Origin of the sequence: Phaeodactylibacter sp., assembly GCF_040219495.1 — a bacterium.
Lineage (GTDB): Bacteria > Bacteroidota > Bacteroidia > Chitinophagales > Saprospiraceae > Phaeodactylibacter.
Map to the genome: position 1 here is coordinate 23,604 of NZ_JAVJSK010000049.1, position 20,869 is coordinate 44,472.

General features: G+C 51.3%; 13 protein-coding genes. 4 read left to right on the plus strand and 9 right to left on the minus strand.

Annotated elements, in window-relative coordinates; all coding sequences use genetic code 11:
• Positions 1-2: 2 nt before the first annotated feature.
• Positions 3-2,885, plus strand: coding sequence for a two-component regulator propeller domain-containing protein (locus RIC19_RS07075; RefSeq protein WP_350177601.1), 2,883 nt, complete (start codon positions 3-5; stop codon positions 2,883-2,885).
• Positions 2,873-3,631 (plus strand): LytR/AlgR family response regulator transcription factor, encoded by a 759-nt coding sequence (locus RIC19_RS07080; protein ID WP_350177602.1) that lies wholly within the window; start codon positions 2,873-2,875, stop codon positions 3,629-3,631. Before RIC19_RS07075 ends, RIC19_RS07080 begins: the two co-directional genes overlap by 13 nt.
• Here the strand turns inward: RIC19_RS07080 and RIC19_RS07085 are convergent, their stop codons facing one another.
• Positions 3,632-4,564, minus strand: a complete 933-nt coding sequence (locus RIC19_RS07085; RefSeq protein ID WP_350177603.1) for a DUF58 domain-containing protein — start codon at positions 4,562-4,564, stop codon at positions 3,632-3,634.
• Between the two features lie 77 nt (positions 4,565-4,641).
• Positions 4,642-4,959 (minus strand): thioredoxin, encoded by a 318-nt coding sequence (gene trxA / locus RIC19_RS07090; protein WP_350177604.1) that lies wholly within the window; start codon positions 4,957-4,959, stop codon positions 4,642-4,644.
• 179 nt (positions 4,960-5,138) lie between these two features.
• On the opposite strand from trxA, the gene RIC19_RS07095 reads away from it, so the two are divergent.
• Positions 5,139-6,221 carry a DUF3810 domain-containing protein gene (locus tag RIC19_RS07095; protein WP_350177605.1) on the plus strand — a complete coding sequence of 361 codons (1,083 nt, stop codon included), beginning with the start codon at positions 5,139-5,141 and terminating at the stop codon, positions 6,219-6,221.
• 13 nt (positions 6,222-6,234) lie between these two features.
• Here RIC19_RS07095 and RIC19_RS07100 read toward each other — a convergent pair whose 3' ends face one another.
• On the minus strand, positions 6,235-6,585 hold the full coding sequence (locus tag RIC19_RS07100; protein WP_350177606.1) for a translation initiation factor: 351 nt from the start codon (positions 6,583-6,585) through the stop codon (positions 6,235-6,237).
• Positions 6,586-6,730: 145 nt separating this feature from the next.
• On the opposite strand from RIC19_RS07100, the gene RIC19_RS07105 reads away from it, so the two are divergent.
• Positions 6,731-7,594 carry a queuosine precursor transporter gene (locus tag RIC19_RS07105; protein ID WP_502930825.1) on the plus strand — a complete coding sequence of 288 codons (864 nt, stop codon included), beginning with the start codon at positions 6,731-6,733 and terminating at the stop codon, positions 7,592-7,594.
• 63 nt (positions 7,595-7,657) lie between these two features.
• Here RIC19_RS07105 and RIC19_RS07110 read toward each other — a convergent pair whose 3' ends face one another.
• The 6 genes from RIC19_RS07110 to RIC19_RS07135 form a co-directional block, all read right to left on the minus strand.
• The gene (locus RIC19_RS07110; protein WP_350177607.1) at positions 7,658-8,662 is read right to left on the minus strand and encodes an NAD(P)/FAD-dependent oxidoreductase; all 1,005 of its coding nucleotides are present in this window, start codon (positions 8,660-8,662) and stop codon (positions 7,658-7,660) included.
• Between the two features lie 58 nt (positions 8,663-8,720).
• The gene (locus RIC19_RS07115) at positions 8,721-9,428 is read right to left on the minus strand and encodes a phosphoadenylyl-sulfate reductase (RefSeq protein WP_350177608.1); all 708 of its coding nucleotides are present in this window, start codon (positions 9,426-9,428) and stop codon (positions 8,721-8,723) included.
• 201 nt (positions 9,429-9,629) lie between these two features.
• Positions 9,630-10,223: a precorrin-2 dehydrogenase/sirohydrochlorin ferrochelatase family protein gene (locus RIC19_RS07120; RefSeq protein WP_350177609.1), complete on the minus strand. Its 594-nt coding sequence runs from the start codon at positions 10,221-10,223 to the stop codon at positions 9,630-9,632.
• Complete coding sequence (gene cobA, locus RIC19_RS07125; protein WP_350177610.1) at positions 10,223-10,999, minus strand: uroporphyrinogen-III C-methyltransferase; 777 nt, start codon at positions 10,997-10,999, stop codon at positions 10,223-10,225. Before cobA ends, RIC19_RS07120 begins: the two co-directional genes overlap by 1 nt.
• A gap of 3 nt (positions 11,000-11,002) precedes the next feature.
• Positions 11,003-13,135 carry a ferredoxin-like domain-containing protein gene (locus RIC19_RS07130; protein WP_350177611.1) on the minus strand — a complete coding sequence of 711 codons (2,133 nt, stop codon included), beginning with the start codon at positions 13,133-13,135 and terminating at the stop codon, positions 11,003-11,005.
• 457 nt (positions 13,136-13,592) lie between these two features.
• Positions 13,593-20,825, minus strand: a complete 7,233-nt coding sequence (locus tag RIC19_RS07135; RefSeq protein ID WP_350177612.1) for an SdrD B-like domain-containing protein — start codon at positions 20,823-20,825, stop codon at positions 13,593-13,595.
• Positions 20,826-20,869 lie beyond the last annotated feature (44 nt).

The window sequence follows — 20,869 nt, forward strand, 5'->3', positions numbered from 1 at the left end:
GTATGTATAAAATCAGCCTGATATTCACCTTGCTCACTACTGCCGCCTTCCTGAAAGCGCAGGTGCCTTCATTCGAGCTGCAGCCTATGCCCGAGCAATATCAGGAAGTGAAGCCAACTGTCCTTTTTCAGGCCGGCAACCGTTATATCTGGGTAGGAACGGAGCAAGGGCTTTTCCGCTTTGACGGGCTGGATTATCAGCCTTTTCTAATGCCGGACTCTATTTGCAACAACAAAGTAACTGCAATAGGTGAGATTGGCGATCGCCTGTGGGTGGGGTATGAGGATGGTTGCATATTCTTTCAGGCTAAGGCAAAGTTTCAGCTGTGGCAGATTGAAGAAGGCTTGCCAAATGTACCAATAACCGGGTTCGGACAAGGGGCAAACGGGTTGATTTGGGTAGCAACCTACGGCGAAGGGCTATACTACCACAATGGTAGGCACTTGTACAACATCAATACAGACGATGGCTTGCCGGGAGATGATATTTACACTATTCATGTGGACCCTGAAGGTGATGCGTGGGTAGGGACTGATGGGGGGCTGAGCCGTTGTAAGGTTAGAGCGGAGCAGAAACAAATTACCACCATCGGCAAAGCAGAAGGCATGCCTGACGAAATTGTCCGTGTGGTCATTCCCGCCGGGGAGGCCGGGCTGTTCTGGGTAGGCACCCATAGCGGAGGTCTGGCATTATGCAACGCTGCCAAGGGCGAAGTAAGCGTCCCTTTCGAATATTGGCCTTATGCACCGATCAATGCTATGGTCAGTTACCAAAATCAGGAATTATGGATTGGCACGGATGGGGATGGATTGTTGCGTTACACTTTCAGGGATAGCCTGTTAACGCATTTGCAAAATCCATCATTCGAAAATGGGCGCATTCTAGACTTGTTGAAAGATGCAGAAGGAAACCTTTGGAACATTCAGCAGTTTCGCGGCATTTCGAAAGCCAACCGGAAATTCGAGCAGGTGCTGCAAAAGCTACCCGACATTCAGGCCGTCCTGGAATCCAGGGATGGGGCTCTCTGGGTGGGGTGTCAGTCGGGGTTGTTCCGCTATGACTTTAGCGCGCATCAATTTGAGAAAATTCTGCCCGAAAATACGCTCAGCCTGTGCGAAAGCCCCGGTGGGCAGCTTTATGCCGGCACCTTTGGGCAGGGATTGTATGTATTAACTTCAGAAACGAGGCAGCCTCTTCATCTGACTGCAAAAGATGGCTTATCCAACGGCAGTATTTTGGATATCACGGGTAGCGGTTCCACTATTTGGCTGGCTACCCTGGGCGGGGTCAATAGCTTTCAGGAAGCCCCGTTCGGTGAGCGCCCTGTCATCACCCCCAGGTTTGATGAGCAGTCTGCACTGGGGACCAATTTCACCTATACCGTCTTTCCGGACAGCCACGGGCGGATTTGGTTTGGGACGGATGGGGAAGGCCTGAGTGTGCTTGAAGATGGAAAGCTTCATAACTATAACACTATTGACGGCATCGACATTCAGGCTGTTTACTCCATTACCGAAGATAAGCAGGGGCATATTTGGTTCAGTACAGCCCGGGAAGGAGTCTTTGAATACGATGGCGCCCGCTTTCGCCACCTGACCCTTAGGGAAGGTATACGGGACCTGGCTATCACAAGCTTGATCACGGCACCGGATGGCAATATCGTAATCGTTCATCCTTCAGGTGTGGACTTACTGAACCCTCTTACCCGGCATATCATTTACTACGACGAAGGAATCGGGGTAAAGGGGCTGGAGCCCAACCTCAATGCAGTAGCTGCTGGTAGTGGAAGATCGGTATGGCTGGGGATGGAAAACAGGGTGCTCAGGTATACCGCACTGGAAGAGCCCCTCAGTATTCACCCCCAAACACTGATTACTAATGTTTCTGTCTTTTTGGAACCCGTGGATTATCCATTTGTTTCCACCTTTAATCACAATCAAAATAACCTCGTTTTTGAATTCACCGGGCTGTGGTATGCCGACCCCAAAGCCGTGAGATACCGTTACAAGCTGGATGGTTTTGACCTGGACTGGATTTCCACCCGCGATCAGCAAGCGATTTACTCTAACCTGCCTCCTGGTACCTACACCTTTAAAGTGGTTTCCACTGAAAATGATACTTACAGCGACGAGCCGGTAGTGGCTTATGCGTTTACAATCCATCCTCCTTACTGGCAGAGATGGTGGTTCATTCTCCTCGCACTTGCTGGCTTATTCCTGTTGTTGGTGAGCTGGATCAGGCAACGGGACCGGCGGCAGCAGCGGATAGCCCGCCTGGAAAAGGAAAAAGTGCAGAGCCAGTTTGAGGCACTGAAAAGTCAGATTAACCCTCATTTCCTGTTCAATAGTTTCAATACGCTGGCGGCCATCATTGAGGAGAGCCCCGGAGAAGCCGTTCAGTATGTGGATAAGCTATCGGATTTTTACCGTAGCATTCTGCAGTATAGAGAGCAGGCGGTGATCAATCTGTCAGAAGAGCTGAGCTTGGTCAGAGATTATGGATATCTGCTCAAATATCGCTACGGAGAGAATCTGGAAATAGAATATAAGGTACCCGATGCCGACCGGTACGCGGTGGTGCCTTTTGCGTTGCAGCTGTTGGTGGAGAATGCGGTCAAGCACAATGTGATTTCCTCAACACGCAAGCTTAGGATACTAATTGAGATCAGCAGGAAAAAAATTATAGTGGCTAATAATGTACAACCAAAGTTCACGAAGGAATCGTCCACCTCATTTGGGCTGGAAAGCCTGCGGCAGCGATATGAAATGCTGGGTGCGCCCACCTTGCAAATAGCCTCTGACGGTCATTCCTTCAGGGTAGAGCTCCCTCTACTGGATATTACTGCAGATTTACAAAAAAATGGATTTTCGACATGGATATTTTAATCATTGAGGATGAACAGGCTGCTGCCCGGCGGCTGGAAAAACAAATTTTGGCGATCCGTTCAGAGGCTCATATCCTGGCAAAGCTCGATAGTATAGAAAGCGCCCTGGACTGGTTTTCAGCACACCCAATGCCGGACCTGGTACTCCTGGATATACACCTGGCTGACGGAGCGAGCTTCGAGCTTTTCAATCATACTCAAATCACTTGTCCAATCATTTTTACCACGGCGTATGACCAATATGCTATTCAGGCGTTCCGGGTAAATGCGGTGGATTACTTGTTGAAACCCATAAAGCCGGAAGAACTGGCCGGTGCACTTGAAAAGGTCCGTAATCGTAATACTTCCGGGGCGCAGCCTCTGGATTACCAAAAACTCTCCAAGGCTCTGCGTGTGGATACCTATAGCCGACGCTTTCTGGTCAAAATCGGGCAATCGATCAAAGTCATTGATGTGGCGGAGGCGGCTTACTTTTATACAGAAGACAAGATCACCTTCGTAAATACCAAAGACCGCAAACGCTATCCTGTAGATTACTCCCTGGAAAAGCTGGAAGATATGCTGGATCCCCGCCTTTTCTTCCGGATCAACCGCCAAATCATCGTAGGACTTGACGCCATCAAAGAGATGTACACCTACTCAAAGTCAAGGGTAAAAATTGAACTGGAGCCGGTGTCTGACTTCGATGTTATCGTCAGCACAGAGCGCTCCCCACACTTCAAAAAGTGGCTGATTGGGGAAGAGTAGCTACACCCGCATCTTCCCCCGCTTCACCAGGTAGCTTTGCAGTACGGTCTTAAAACCTTCATTGATATCAGCCTCCACAAAGTCGATATGGTATTGCAGGCACTTCAGCTTCAGATCTTCCTTGAATTGCTTCATTTGGGAAGTGTAGTAGTCCTTCACCTGGTTAGATTGCAGGCGGACTTCTTCCCCGGTTTCCATATCCACAAACAAATAAGGCCGGTTGTCAAACTCAAAGTCCATCTCCTGCGCCTTGTCGACTACGTGGAAGAGTACCACTTCGTGTTTGTTGTGCTTGAGGTGCTGCAGGGCAGAAAACAACTGTTCGCTATCACCGGATTGATCAAACATATCGCTGAAAATCATGACCATTGACCGCTTATGTATGCTGTCTGCGATCTGATGTATGGCATTGACAGCCGACGTGGCGCGGTTTCTAACCGGATGATTGATGGCTTCTTCCAGGTGGGTAAGCATCAACCGGTAGTGGGAGGTGCTGCTCTTGCAACGGGTATGCGTCCTGAGCGTTTCGTCAAATAAGCTCAGCCCGAATGCGTCCCGCTGCTTTTGCAGTAACTTCATCAATGCTGCAGCGCCCAGGGCAGAAAAGCGAAGCTTGTTAAGGTAATTGCCCCGGTCTTTGCCCTCAGCCTCCGGGAAGTACATGGAAGAAGACGTATCAATGACAATCTGGCACCTCAGGTTCGTCTCTTCCTCAAACCGTTTGGTGTAAAGCCGGTCCGTCCGGGCGTAAACTTTCCAGTCGATACTGCGGGTGTCTTCTCCCTGATTGTACAGCCGGTGCTCGGCAAATTCTACAGAAAACCCATGGAAGGGACTTTTATGCAACCCGATGATAAAGCCTTCCACCACCTGCCGGGCCAGAAGTTCGAGTTGATCAAGGTCCCGAATGTCGTAATTGTCGCTGAGTGTCATAGAGGAATCTAAAAATTTAAGCCCTTACCGCTTGCGCATGATAAGGGCTTAAGATACACTTTATTCTGACCGATTGATTAAAGTGCTGCTTCAATCTTATCGGTAAGTACTTTCTTCGTCGTTACACCGACTTGCTTATCCACCACTTCGCCGTTTTTCAGGACGAGTACTGTAGGAATACTGCGAATACCGTACTTCATGGAAATTTCCGGGTTATGGTCTACATTGACCTTGCCGATTGTTACCTTTCCATCGTATTCTTTTGAAAGCTCTTCGATGATCGGGCCTATCATGCGGCAAGGGCCACACCATTCTGCCCAAAAGTCAACTACAGCTATACCTTCTTTTTCCAAAACGGTATCTTTGAAGTTTGCATCCGTGAATTCAAATGCCATTTTCAGTGGTTTTGTCAGTTATGAAATGATTGAGTCGTTTTTTAAAAACAGCAGTTGCCTGTCTGAAGTTGCAAAGATAGTATTTTGTCCAAATCTGAATGTCCTCTTCAAGACGTCTGCAATGCTGATTTTAATTACCTGAACACAACAACTGCATAAAAAGAAAAGTTTATTCCTGCATGAACAGATATAAAAGTAGCCTCATTTGGCTGGGTCTTGGGATTGTAGCCGTTATTTTACGCTTAGGGCTCAGCGGTTCACCGGAGTGGATTGAACACTATTACAGCCGGGGGCTTTTCCTGGGCATCCGTACGTTTGTTGACCATACGGTCGCTATGTTGCCGTTTCCGGTGCTGTACCTGGTGGTTTTCGGGGTGCTGTTCACCGCTTTCGCTAAAATCCGGAAATGGTGGCAGATGCCGATTCCCCGCCTCCAAAAGTGGGCTCACACGGGTATGGGGCTGCTCGGCTTTTCCGGTGGCGCCGTATTTTTTTTCCTGTTGCTGTGGGGCTATAATTATGGACGGGTGCCCGTTGAGCAACAGCTTGCACTGCAGCTCCGCCCCTTATCCGCTGAGGCGCTCAAGGCAGAACTCCTTGACGAAGCGGAGTACATCATTAATCTGCGTGCGCGTATTCCCGGAGTGGGTACTTCCGCAATTGATGCCACCTTCCTGCCGGAAAATCTGGAGGGGGAGCTGCGGGCTGATCTGGAAACGGTGCTGGATGAACTTGACTTTCCCACCGTTGGTGAAGTGCGGGCTAAGCGGATTTACCCCAAAGGCATCTTTCTGAGGTTCAGTTCTTCGGGCATGTATTTCCCCTGGTCCGGTGAAGGGCAGGTGGATGCCGGGCTCGACCCCTTGTCGATCGTCAGTGTCATGGCGCACGAACTGGCACACGGATATGGATTTGGCGATGAAGGCACCTGTAATTTTTGGGCTTACGTTGCCTGTGCTGCTTCAGAAGATCCATTCATCGCCTACGCCGGTCACCTTGATCATTTCCGTACTCTGGCGGCACATTACCTGCGGTACGACCGGGAGGCTTACTTTCAGCTCAGAGCAGAATTGCCTGCCGGTATTCAGGCTGATTTGGATGCCATCAACGAGAATTTACGCAAGTATCCGGATATTATGCCCGAGCTGCGCTACGCGGCTTATGATACCTACCTCAAGGCACAGGGGATTGAGGAGGGCATCAAAAACTACAGCCGTGTTGTTATGATGGTCAAAGCCTGGAAGGAAGCCCGAAAGCTTTAGGCAGGCAGCGTGGCTAACCGCCAGACTTTTTGGTATCCGAGAAGCCTTCCTTTTTGAGGAGTTCCACAACTCTGTCCCGGTGGTCACCCTGTACCAGGATTTCACCATCTTTAGCGCTACCTCCCACACCGCACTTGGTTTTGAGCATTTTCCCAATCTCTTTGAGCTGATCAACAGGCCCCTGGAAGCCGGTGACAAGGGTTACTTCCTTGCCACCTCTCTGTTTACGGTCGAGTAACACCCGCAACCGCTGCTGATTCGGTGGCAACTCCTCTTGGTCATTGGGCTGTTTGTAGTCATAGTCAAAGTCCGGGTTGGTAGAGTACACTACGCCAACGCGCTTTTTTTTATTCTTTTTTCCCATATCTGGTACGCTTTTTTAGACATAACGGGCCAACCTGCTAAAGGTTGATACCCTGGATTTCGGATAAAAAGGGAACTATTTTTTTTTGGATATGCAAACAAAGAGGCAGAAAATTTGATTTTGCAGGGTAAACAACCTTCAAGAAATGGCAAGAACAGATACTGACGGGGTTATGGAGCAGGAATCAGCAGGGAATAACGCCTTAAAAAACCGAATCGTTGATGTGCTCGAACACCGGCCTACCTTTCTGTTCATATTACTTGCGGGGTTCTTTATCGCCAATGCACTGGTGGCGGAATTCATCGGGGTGAAGATCTTCGCACTAGAGGACACGATGGGGTGGGAACGCTTCAATTTCAACCTCTTCGGGCAATCCGGTGCCCTTCAGTTCTCGGCGGGCGTACTGCTATGGCCGATCGTGTTCTTGATGACCGATGTGATCAATGAGTACTACGGCAAACGCGGTATCCGCCTCCTGTCCTTCCTGGCTGTGGGGCTGATCACCTATGCCTTCTTTATGATTTTTGCCGCCATTCAGCTGGCGCCGGCAGATTGGTGGGTGGAGCAGAATGTCAGCAAGGGCGTGCCGGATATGCAGCGTGCGTTCAGCGTTGTCCTGGGGCAGGGGTTGATGATTATTGTGGGTTCGCTGATTGCTTTTCTGGTTGCCCAATTGGTCGATGTGATGTCTTTTCATCAAATTAAGGAGGCAACTGGCGAGAAAATGATCTGGCTACGGGCAACCGGCTCTACACTGATTTCGCAGCTGGTGGATAGCTTCGTGGTCCTTGCCGTTGCTTTCAAGTTGGGCCCGGAGCTGGTTGGTAATGTGGAGCCCTGGAGCTGGGCCCAACTGCTGGCCGTGGGGACGGTACAGTACACCTATAAGTTTATCATGGCCATTATCCTTACACCTCTGATTTACCTGGCTCACTACTTCATCGACAACTACCTTGGCCACGAACGGGCTGCGGCTATGAAAGCACGTGCGGGCAGCTGGGATAATTAAAAATCCGGTGCAATCATACCCTGATCGACACCGGATTTCCAGTTTTCTTAGGTAAGGATCTGGTCAGAACCCTTCCACACCATTCACAGTCGTATACTTAAAGCTCAGTTTCTTGTCCGGATTAATCTGTTTGTAAGCAGATTGCACCATCAGCGTCGCTTCGTGGAAACCGCAAAGGATGAGCTTGAGCTTGCCCGGATAGGTATTGATATCGCCTACGGCATAGATGCCCGGTACGTTGGTGCTGTAATCTAAGGTATCGACCTCAATCGCGTTCTTGTCGATATTTAGCCCCCAATCTGCAATCGGCCCCAGCTTAGGGGAAAGCCCGAACAGCGGGATAAAATGGTCGGTAGATTTTACAAGCTCACCTTCTGTTTTATGCTTGATGACCACATCGGTAAGTTTGCCATTACCTTTCAGGCCAACAGCCTGCGCATCTGTCAGTAGTTTGATCCGGCCTTCTTCCGCCAGCTGAAAGGCTTTTTCCACACTATCTGGTGCCGCCCGGAACTGCTTCCTGCGATGAATGAGGGTCACTTCTTCTGCCACATCCGCCAGGAAAATGGTCCAGTCCAGAGCACTGTCGCCTCCTCCTGCCACCACAATCCGTTTGTCGCGGTAGTCTTCCGGATTGCGGATGATATAATCCACGCCCCGGTCTTCAAACTGCGCCAGGTTCGTAATCGGAGGCTTGCGCGGCTCGAAGCAGCCCAGGCCGCCTGCGATACAGATCACCGGTGCATTGATCTCAGTGCCCCGGCTGGTGCGCAGCAGGAAAGAGTCGTCTTCCAGGCGTTCGATCCGCTCTGCCCTTTCGCCCAAAGTAAAACCCGGGCTGAAAGGTTTGATCTGTTCCATGAGGTTGTCGACCAGCTCTTGTGCCAGAATGCTGGGATACCCTGGAATATCATAAATGGGCTTTTTAGGATATATTTCGGACAGCTGCCCACCGGGTTGCGGAAGGGCGTCTACAAGGTGACAACGCAGCTTCACCAGCCCTGCCTCAAATACAGTAAATAATCCACAGGGACCAGCCCCAATGATGAGAATATCAGTCTTTATCATGGATTCCATTTATCGTGTTCCGTGAAAGAAACACTTATTCCCAAATAGAGTTTTAACGTTATTTGCCTTCTTGCACCTGATTGACAAAGTCGGCAGGGTGAAGCCCGCATTCGGTCTTGGTTTTGCCCTTCCAGCGCCCGGAACGCCCCTGACCTTTGACCGTGCAGTGCTCACAGCCAACTGAGCCGAACCCCAGGGCTTCCAGCGGGTGCCGGGGTAGCTTGTGGTAATCGGCGTAGAAGTACCATTCGCCCTCGTCAATATCAATGAGCGGGTTGAACTTCAGCATGCCGTCCTGCTCTTCAAATACCTCAAGTGAGGAACGGTAGCCCGTTTGATAAGCCATGAGCCCGGTTAGCCACACCTTGTGCTTTGCCTTGATAGGCTCAAGGGGCAACACTTTATTGACGGCACAGCATACATCAGGGTTGGAGCGCCACCAGCCTTCCTTTACTGTGATTTCATTCTGTGCAGGATCGGGTAGCACATCGATCACTTTTAGCCCAAACTCCTCCGCAATTTGCTTACGGTATTCCAAAGTTTTCTCGAAATGAAAAGTCGTGTTAATAAAATGCACAGGCTGATTAGGGCGAAAACGGGACACGAGGTGCAAAAGCATCACAGAGCGGGTGCCAAAAGAAGAGGTGTACAGAACCTCTTCCATAGGGAAAACCCGGCTCAGCATACGGATGCGCTGCTCAAAGGTAAGCGGGGAAAAGATGTTGTTCAGTTGTGCGATACTCAGTTTTGACCGTTGTTGTGTCATAGACGTATGGCTTATCATATCTAGTAGATTATTTCGAAATTGATTGACCATGAAAGCCTGGGAAAACCAAGGCTCCCAAGCGTGAAACAGGCCGTATTATTTTGCACTAGTGGATTGAGCCGTAGATGCTTGACAGTTAACGCCCAGCACCAGTAAGCGCTCAAGCGTGAAAAGACTGTCAAATATTTCGGTCTAGTCGCACTAGTGGTTTTGGCGCTCTTTCACGAGAGAAGCTGTTAAATCGTTTAGTGCTTTCACTTTGGTTTCAAAATCCCCCTTGAGCTGATCCCGGAAGACTTTGAGATGCTCAAGTAGGGCGTCTGTTTCTTCCGGCAGAATAGCTTCCAGCCACTGACGGAAGCGCTTGGCAAAGGTGGGTGACTGCCCGTTGGTGGAGATAGCCACCTTCAGGCTGCCCCGGGTGACGATACTGCCGAGGTAGAAATCGCAAAGGGCAGGGGTGTCGGCTACGTTGACCAAAGCACCATTTGCCTTAGCGGCGTCCCGCACCTGCCGGTTCAGAGTTTCGAAGTTGGTAGCGGCTACAACCAGATCAAAACCTGCGGTATCGGCAGGTTCGAAGTCCTTTTGCAGGATGGTCAGGTCGATATCGGGATAGTGCTCCAGCAGTTCGGTGACCGGAGGGAGGACCTCCCGGGCAACTACCGTAATGTGGGCATCCGGGCTGCTTTTCAGCAAAAAGGTCAGCTTTTCACAGCCTACTTCCCCTGCACCCACAATGAGCATTTTGAGGCGGTCCAGCTTTAGGAAGACTGGGTAGAGCGTATTTTTCATTAGGCGCGTTCTTTTTTCAGCGATTGTTCAGCAGCAATCGCCTGATAGTTCCAGTTGGGGTGGAGCCGTACGACTTCACCAAAGACCAGTATGCCGGGCCTTGGCAGGGCTGCTGCTTCAATTAAGGCCGGCAGGGTGTCTGCGGTGCCTAAAACCCGCCGTTCTTCGGCAGTAGAGCCTTTGGAAATCACCATAGCGGGCAGTTGCCCTTTGCCCTGCTTTATGAATTCCCGGGCAATAGCAGCGGCTTGCTTCATGCCCATGAGCACAATAACCGTAGCGGTAGACTGTGCCGCCAGGGCAATATCTTCAGATAAGCCACCGGAGCGGGTAGTGCCGGTAATGACCCAAAAGCTCTCGCTATACCCGCGGCAGGTAGGTGGTACCTGCTGCAATTCCGGCAGCGCGATACAACTGGAAATCCCGGGCACGATTTCTACTTGGATGCCCTGTGCTTGCGCATAGGCGGTCTCCTCCGAGCCCCGCCCGAAAACAAAGGCATCTCCACCTTTGAGGCGGACCGCATGCCCGTGGGCTTTGGCAGAAGCCACAAGCAGGGCATTGATTTCCTGCTGAGGCATCCGGTGGGCACCCGCACGCTTACCTACATAAATGCGGGGCACTTCGGGATGGGCGTGGTTGAGCAGGCGGGTGTCGATCAGCGCATCGTACAGAATGACATCTGCCGAGCGAAGCGCCCGGGCGCCTTTTAGGGTGAGGAGTTCTGGGTCGCCCGGGCCCGCACCAACTAAGGTGATCTTAGGTTCTTTCTTCATCGCTTAGGCTTTGTAGTAGTTATCGACCACGAGCTTATCCTGCCCGGCTTCCTGCAGTTGCGCTTCCCGAACAGCGATCACCCGCTTGCTGAAAGACTGTGCTTTTTTAAAGTAGGCTTTCGCAAAGTCAGCGGTGGGCGCTGCTGCTTTCATTTCCAGCACATACGCTTCAAAGTCATCAGTGAGGGAGGGGAATTCATTCGAAGTGATGTAGTGCGCCTGGAAGTCTTTTAAAATATTCCGGTGGGTATTGCAACTGATATCTTTCGCCAACAGCAAGGCTTTGGCACCGATCACCATACTGGTGTAAGCGTGGTAGATGCCATCGGCGTATGCTTCAGCAGCAAGTGCGTCTCCGGTCAGTTGCAGTTTGAGCTGTGCCTCGCCCAAGATGGTGCCGATCACATCAAGGGTCACACCTGCACATTCCCCAACGCCGATCGACTGACGGTAGGCTTCGTCCTGCCCCCAGTCGAAGTAGTCTTCTGTAGTAAGGTTATCGACGGCGGCAAGAGGCTTGAGCAGGTTATAGAAATACCTTTTGCCTTGCGCCTGGAAGTATTGGTTGAAGCGCTGCCCGGGCGCACTATACTCCTTAAAGTCGTCAAGCAGTAACCGCAAAGCAGCAGGAATCCGCTTGGTGGGTAGCTTTATGACCTTCTGGGCGATAAAGCCTTCACCGTTTGGAGCAACGCCTCCGCCCAGTACCACTTGCATGGCTGGCAGGACCTGGGCACCGGTTTTGATAGAGCTGCCGTGGAAACCAATTTGTGCGGCCATGTGCTGCCCGCAGGAGTTCATGCACCCACTTATTTTTATTCGGATGTCGCTCGTTTCGAGTAGGTCATCGTATTCTTCAAGGAGCACTTGTTCCAGCGTTGACGCGAGCCCGGTGCTATTGGTCACGCCGAGTGCACAGGTGTCCGTGCCCGGGCAGGAAGTGATGTCGGCAATGGTATCGGCACCGATGTCGGCCAGGTTGAGGGCCTTTAGCCCGTTGTACAGATGGGGTAGGGCTTCGGGGCGTACAAACCGGAGTAGCAAGCCTTGTTGCACCGTAATCCGAATATCGTCGGCAGCGTATTCCCGGATCAGGTCGGCCAGAGGGCGGGCCACCCGGGCATGAATGTCCCCGCGTGGGATTTTCAGCCAAACACCGTAGAACCCTTCCTGCTTTTGCCGGAAGGTATTCAGGACCAGCCACCGCTGATAGTGGGCTTCATCCTCAATATGGGCGCGATTTTGTGGCGCTTCAGGAACAACTGTCACATCCGTTTGCGCGTGTACGGGCACGGAGGGGTGAGGCAGCGATTGCCATTCTTCTTCTGCCAGTTTTACAAAGGCTTCAACACCCATTTTTTTGATCAGGAACTTCATACGGGCTTTCATGCGCTTCTCCCGCTCTCCGTACCGGTCAAATACCCGAATACAAGCCTCCATGAAAGGGATGATCTGATCATCGGGTAGAAACTCGTAGACCGTTGGAGCAATTGCGCCTACAGCGCCCAGACCGCCACCGATGACGACTTTGAAGCCACGGCGCAGTTCCCCTTCGTGCTCACGCAGGCGGGGTATGAAGCCAAAGTCGTGGAAGTAGGTATAGGCCGAGTCGCGTTCGCTGGAAGAAAACGCCGGTTTGATTTTACGCCCCATCTCCTGGCAGATCGGATTGCGCAGGAAATACTCAAAAGTGGCTTGGACATAAGGAGCCACATCAAAAGGCTCTTCGGGGTCTATGCCTGCTGTAGGTGAGGCTGTAATATTCCGGACCGTGTTGCCGCAGGCTTCCCGCGCAGTAAGTCCTGCTTTAGCCAGTGCTTCCCAAATGAGCGGGGAGTCGCTGAGCTTCACAAAATGCAGCTGTACGTTCTGACGAGTGGTCAGGTGCAGGTTGCCATTGGTGAAGTGCTCCGAAATATCAGCGAGCGCTTTGAGCTGGGCGGTTGTGATTTTCCCGTACGGAATTTTGGTGCGGAACATCTGTACGCCCAACTGCCGCTGCCCGTATACACCGCGTGTCAGTCGGTATAGTTTGAACCGCTCTTCGTCTTCCCTGCCGGAGTAAAAACCGACAATACGTTTCCGGAGTTCCTCAATATCTTTCTGGTCCTCAGGTGGTATAGTTGTAGCAGACATGGTCAGGAATTAGAGATTTGACAATACTAATTAGAGTACAATCGGCTCGATTGATGCAGTGGTTTGATTGGCAGGTTGGGCGAAAGAGAATGGTCAGGTTGCAGTGCAACGGCAACAACAACATCGCATCTGCGGGGAGCAGCGGTGTGGCCTGTGGTTGGCCAGAGCTTGCATTGCGTTTTGCATTTGTTTCATATTGCAAGTATACAGCCTTGCATTGAATAAAACAATACTAATCCGATAGGAATTTAGTATAATATTGAAGATTTACTTTTTAGCCTCTGATTATCAATTGCTTGGATTGTATTTATTTTTTTAAAAAAAGGTGGGAAAAGCTTGCCGGACAGTCTTAATTCAAACACAGAGTGGAAAAACGTCTTGGAAAGTCAGGGCAATAAAAAAGCTGTACCGGAAAGTTCCGGTACAGCTTTTTACACTATTGAGCTAAGCAATTCGCTTACTTCTTCATCAGTTTGAGGACTTTAACCCCAGACTTGCTATAGTTCAGCTTGACGAAGTAGGTGCCTGATGGCAGTTGCTTGACATCCAACTCGAGTTGTTGGGCGTCCGGTGCTAGTTGCTGAGACAAGATGACATTACCTTGCACACCCAGCAATTCTACCGTGACCGCTTCACCGAAGGTTTCAAAGAGCTCAAGCGTCGCCACTTCATCGGTTGGGTTTGGATAGAGTAGGGCAATTTCAGAGTCTCCGTACAGAATAGCTTCCGCTTCTTCCGAGTAGAAGACTTCACCCGTTGGGTTTTCGATACGCAGTCGGTAGACGTTGCGTCCACGCTTGGCATCTTCGTGCAGCTGCTCGTAGTAGTTCATCACACCCAGGTAGGCAGATGGCTGGTCTACGGTAGCGATGGCTTCGAAGCGTTCTCCACCATCAGCAGAGTGTTCAACGGTGTAGGTGTGGTCCTGAATGAATTCTTCCGTCATCCAGCTTACCATAACTTCTCCGTCCACTTCGTTGGTCACCTCCGCAGTCAGTGGCATTGGTGAGCCACAGTATAGCGGGCTTGTCGTTGCGGTTATGGTTTCCACATCGGTAGAAGTACAGCCGTTTTCTGTAACCTGCAGGGTAATCGTGAAATTACCGTGGGAAGAAGCCGAAACAGTGACCTGTGGCCCCGTTGCGCTCTGTGGGCTCAGACCCTGGCTGAAGGTCCAGTTGATTTGTGCATTAGCACCAGTTGGGCCGGCAAAGAAGGTCGTAGGCTCATCCACACAGATGAAGTCGGGACCATTGATTTCCGCTACGGCTACATTGCCCACCTCTATGGTTACGATGTTGCTTTCCAGGTAAACGATACAGCACTCGCGGCGTGCGCAGCGTGCGAAGTAGGTCGTCTCCGACAGTGGCCCCGGATCGAAGGAGTCACCGGTTGCACCAGGAATAATCTGCCAGGTCTGCAGGTTAAATGGTCCTGCCACCGTGCTTTGCATCCACAGGTACTCAAGGGCACCGCTTCCACCAGATGGTGATTCGATATTGATGATGGGGTCAGGGTCATTGCCAGGTCCACACAAGAACTGATTTGGCCCAATCAAACCTGGATCGTCAATGTTGTCACACTTGGTGTACAGTCCGGCATCAATAGTGAGGTTGGAATCCCCCGCGTTGATAACGTAGATGCCGCTCATTCCCATGATCGTATCCACATCGCTGTCAATAGCATCGTCTACACCCTGATCAGGCTGGGTAAATACCAGTCCGGCCGGAGCAATGAACAATACTTTGTACTCGCCCGGATCTACATTGAAGAGGTAGAAGCCATTGGCATCTGTAAAGGTCGTATCGATGTTGATCGGGTCATTCTCTGTAGGGACCTGAAGGATCACCATTACGCCTTCGATACCATCTTCATTCGGGTCTTGGATACCATCGCGGTCTTCGTCCAACCATACATAGTCACCCAATTGAGCCGGAGGGGCTATAGTGACCATACAGGTCGTTTCACATCCATTGGCATCCGTAACGGTGGCTGTGTAGTCGCCGGAAGCCAGGCCGGTAGCTACTTCCGTTGTCTGTCCGTCACTCCACAGGAAAGTGTAGGGTGCCGTACCTCCGGTTACCGTAATGGTAGCTTCACCGTCGTCGCCATTAGAAGAAATAGGATTGGTGACCTCAATGGAGCAAGAGGGTGCAGGGAAGGCTGTAACATCGATGCTCGCCGTAGCCGTACATTCAGCGATATCCGTAACGGTTACCGTGTAAGTGCCTGCAGGAAGATTTGAGATGGAAGGCGTAGTCTCACCATTGCTCCATTCATAGAAGAAAGGTGGCGTACCGCCCATTGCAGCCACACTGACTGCGCCATCGCTTGCATTCTCACAAGTACTGTTGACATCTGCCGTTATATTGAGGTCGATAGCTTCGGGCTCGTTGATTTCCACATTAAGGATATCTTCGCACCCGTTGGCATCCGTGACGGTGACGGTATAAATACCTGCCGAAAGGTTTGCTGCGGTCTGTGTAGTCTGCCCGTCACTCCATTCGTAAGTGTAAGGCTCGGTACCACCGGTTACTTCCACACTTGCCTGTCCATCAGACAACCCATTACAGCTAACGTCTTCGGTCATAGCAGAAGAGACGGAAGCAATGAGCTCCTCGGGCTGTGCCACACCAACGATTGCGGTTCCGGTACAGCCGGCATCATCAGTTACGGTAACTTCATAGATGCCCGCCGGGATACCAATCAATTCAGTCGTTGTGCTACCGGTATTCCACTCATAGGAGAATGGAGGAGTGCCGCCGGAGACAACTACTGCTGCCGCTCCTGTCGATTCCCCAAAGCAGTCTGGAGTCGTAGCGATCGGCGTAAGGCTTAGGCTTGGGAAGGCTTCAATTGTTACGGTTGACATGGCCATACATTCATTAAGGTCGGTTACCGTTACGGTGTACTGACCGGGCTGCAAGCCGTCAATCGTGGCAGTTGTCTCACCATTGCTCCATTCATAAGTGTAGGCCGGTGTGCCACCGTTAACTACTGCGGTGATCGCACCTGTACCATCGTCATCACAGAAAATATCAGTCTTGTTCAATGTGATGCTGATTGGATCAGGTTCCAGTACGGTTGCTTCGGCTACAGCCGAACAGCCTTCTATATCGGTTACCGTTACGGAATAAGTGCCCGCGGCAACGCCCATGATGTCTTCTGTGACTGCTCCATTGCTCCACTCGAAGGCATAAGGCATCGTTCCGCCGGAAACGTTGGTCATCACGGCACCAAGCAGGTCGCCTGCACATGGATTATTCTGCACATCAAGCGTGAGTTCAATAGTTTCCGGCTCATTGATGATGGCGGTGTCTGACGTTTCGCAGAAATTCGCATCTCTAACGGTCACGATCAGGGTATCCGGACCAGACAAACCGGTCAGGACGTTAGAAACCACTTCATTGCCATCAACAAATAGAGTGTAACTGGCGTCATTGCCTCCGGAAACATTGATCACCACCTGTCCGTCTGCGGCATTAGCGCAAGTCACATCTGTAACTTCGAGGTCAAGCTCCAACAGTGGTGGCTCTCCGATCGTTACTGTTTCGGACAACGTACATTCATTAGCGTCGGTAACTGTAAGGCTGTATTGTCCGGCCGGCAGGTTGATCAACTCACTGAGCGTATCTCCTGTAGACCATTCATAAGTGTAAGGTGCCGTTCCGCCTTCTGCAGAGACCAGGATACTGCCTGTGTTGTCACCGTTGCAAAGAACGTCCCGTGGCACAACCGTGATTGAGAAGTCCTCAACCACTTCGATAAAGATTTCCTGTACCTGTGTACAGCCGTTGGCATCGGTGACCGTTACAGAGTAGGTACCTTGGGGAAGGTTTTCGATATCTGTATCGGATTCGCCTGTGCTCCACTCGTAGCTGTAGGGAGGGAGGCCACCGGTTGCTTCCACTGATGCTTCCCCAGTATTTCCAGCACCACAAACCACTTCCGGCGCATCTACCATGATGTCTAGCGCTGGCGCTTCTTCAATGGTCACAGATGCTATGCCTTCACATTCGTTGGCATCAGTCACGGTAATGGTATAAGTGCCTGCGCCCAGGCCGGTAATCATCTGCGTCGTCTGACCGGTGCTCCACTCATAAGAGTAAGGAGGAGTGCCACCGTTAGCCATTGCCATTGCTGTGCCATTCATATCTCCGGGGCAAACCAGGCCTCCTGCTGTAGCTGTTACCTCTACTGCAGGTGGTTGTGAGATGACGAAGTTCTGAGCAGCAGTACAGCCGTTATCGTCCATGACAGTTACGCTGTAGAAACCAGCCGCAACACCCTGAATGGATGCGGCCATAGAGCCGGTGCTCCACTGATAGGTGTAAGGTGGAGTGCCACCGGATGGGTTAGCCGTAGCTTCACCTGATCCGTCGCCGAAGCAGAGTAAGTTCTTACTGGTACCGTTCACGGCCAGATCGTCGCTTATCTCAATGGTGAATGAGGTGTCATCGGTACAACCGTTGCTATCTGTAATGGTAACGCTGTAAGTGCCCGCACCCAGGTTCATGATCGTTTGGTTGGTTGAACCTGTGCTCCAGAGGTATGTGAAGGGCGAGGTACCTGAAGTTGCTACTGCAGTGAGCATGCCATCCGTTTCAGCACCGCACACAATATCCGTACCGGTAATAACGGCAGTTACGCCCTCGTATTCACCGATTTCCACAGACTTGGCAGCTTCACAGCCATTATCGTCTGTAATGGTAACCGTATACGTACCGGCACCCAGGCCGGTGATCATTTGCGTGGTTGCGCCAGTGCTCCATAAGTAAGTATACGGAGGAGTGCCGCCTATGCCAACAGCCATAGCCGTACCTGTAGTCTCACCGGGGCAAACATCTGCTGTTGCATTGATATTGACGGCAAGAGTAGGCGGATCGGTCAGCGTGAAGCTTTCGATAAGCTGGCAGCCATTCTGATCGGTAACCGTAACGCTGTAGTTGCCGGCACCAATGTTTTCTAATAGGGGAGTACCAGTAACGCCGTTGCTCCACTGGTAAATGTAGGGAGGGGTACCGCCCCAGCCTTCTGCCAGGATACTGCCGTTTTCATCGCCAGGGCAAAGTGGCTGAGTAACTATAATGTCGAGGATGAAGTCATCCACAATATCAATATCGATTTCATCCACTGCGGTACAGCCCAGCTGGTCCGTGACGGTTACACTGTAACTGCCTTCGGGGAGGTTTGCAATCGCCTGTGTGTTTGCTCCGTTACTCCACTGATAGTTGTAAGGAGGAGTGCCGCCGGATACCATAGCCGTGGCTAGTCCTTCGCCTTCAGGGTCGCAAATGGTCTCGTCGCCGCTGATCACAACAATGAGTTCGGGAGATTCTTGAATAACCACAGAGGCTACATCTTCGCATCCGTTGTCATCTGTAACCGTTACAATGTATGTTCCAGCACTTAGCCCTGTGATCATTTGCGTCATAGCGCCGGTATTCCAGAGGTAAGTATAAGGAGGGTTGCCACCGCTGGCCATCGCCATCGCCATACCTGTGGTTTCGCCAGGGCAAAGTTCCTGCGTGGCTGAGATTTCAGCTACCACTGCCGGCGGGTCTGTTAGCGTGAAGTTTTCGATGAGCTGGCAGCCATTCTGGTCGGTCACCGTTACGCCGTAGTTGCCAGCACCAATATTTTCCAATAGGGGAGTGCCGGTGACACCGTTGCTCCACTGGTAAATGTAGGGAGGGGTACCGCCCCAGCCTTCTGCCAGGATACTGCCGTTTTCATCGCCAGGGCAAAGCGGCTGAGTAACAATAATATCCAGAATGAAATCATCAACGATATCTACGTCGATGGACTCAATGGCCGTACAGCCGAGTGCATCGGTTACGGTTACCGTGTAGGTGCCTTCGGGCAGGTTGCCTATAGCGGCTGTTGTGCCGCCGTTGCTCCAGTTGTAGGTGAAAGGAGGCGTACCGCCAATTGGGGTAGCCGAAACAAACCCTTCGCCTTCCGGGTCACAAACGGTTTCGTCTCCACTGATGGTCACGCCAAGGCTGGGTGCAGCTTCAATTACAACCGTCTCAACATCCTGGCACTGAGCAGCATCCGTTACGGTAACCGTGTAAGTGCCAGCGCCCAGGCCGGTGATTTGCTGTGTGGTTTGTCCGGTATTCCAGAGGTACGTAAATGGTGGTGTGCCGCCGGAAACGGTAGCGGTAGCGGTAGAAGTGCTTTCGCCCAGGCATACCGTTGACTCCGATGTGATAATGGTTACCACCAAGCCCGGTGGGGTGCTGATGATGACCGCATCGGTAGCAGTACAGCCGTTAACGTCCGTGACGGTAACCATATACACGCCACCTGGCAGGTTCGAAATAGACTGTGTAGTTGCGCCGTTGCTCCAGTTGTAAGAGAATGGGCCGGTACCGTCCGTTACTGTCACCATAGCAGACCCGTCGTTGCCATCACAAATGGTCACGTTGTTAGAGATAGTTGCAATAGTCAAATCCTGAGCAGCCATGATGATAGTTGATTCTACATCCTGGCATCCCTGTGCATCGGTTACTGTGACTGCATATACGCCTGGCGAGAGACCGGAAATCGTCTGTGTGGTTGCGCCGTTGCTCCAGTTATACGTAATGGGTTGCACACCGCCCACAGGGAACGCGGTTACGGAACCGTCATTTTCGTCCGGGCAGCTTTCGTCATTTTTCTGGAGAGAAACGTTAAGGTTGGAAAGCGGTGTAATAACCACGTTATCAACAGCAATACAACCGTTAGCATCAGTGACCGTTACGGAGTAGCCACCCGCCGAGAGGCCAGAGATGGAAATAGTATTGGCTCCGTTGCTCCACTGATAGCTATAGGGTGGTGTGCCACCAAATGCTGCCACCGAAGCCGAGCCGTTGTTATCACCTGCGCATACCGGGTTTTGCCCTGTTGCATTAGCAATCAGCGCCGGGGGTTCAGTAACCGTACCCGACCCAACCACTTCACAGCCTTCGCTATCCGTCACCGTTACCGTGTAGGTGCCCGCAGGCAGTCCGCTGATAGAAGACGTAGTCGCTCCGGTATTCCACAGATAGGAGAAAGGTGGGTTGCCACCCGAAGGTGTAGCCACAATCTGTCCGTCGTTGTCACCAGGGCAGGTAATATTGTTTACTGAAACATTCAGGTCAATGGGGGTATAGTCTACGGTTATACATTCCACTGCTCCACAGAGGTCCTGATCGGTCATAGTCACACAATAAGTACCGGGGCCCGGAACAGAAATAGTCGAGCCGTTTTGCCCGGTGTTCCAGTTATAATTATAAGGAGGCGCGCCTCCACTGCCCGTAGCGGTAATGATGATCGGCAGTTCGCAGTTCTCAGCTGTTATATCAACATTTACAACATTTGGCTGCGTGACCGTAATGTTCTTGATGGCTGAGTTGTTGGAGGCATCTACAACGGTTACCGTGTAGGTGCCGGCTGTAATGCCAGACAATACAGGACCGACAGCCCCGGTGTTCCAGGTGTAACTGTAGGGCGCATTACCACCTGATGCAGTAGCTGTTACACTACCGTTGGGTTGGCCAAAGCAGGCGGGCTCAGTGACCTGAAAGTCGACTGTGATTTGCGCCTGTGTTACTTGAAAGGATAGCAGGAAGAGCGGAAGTAATAATAAATATCGGTTCTTCGGGCTCTTCAGCTTACACAATAACCTTGTGCGAATAGATAGTGGTAAAATTTTCTGCATTTGGATTATGAATTTGTTAGCTGAAAAATGGCATTAAACAGATT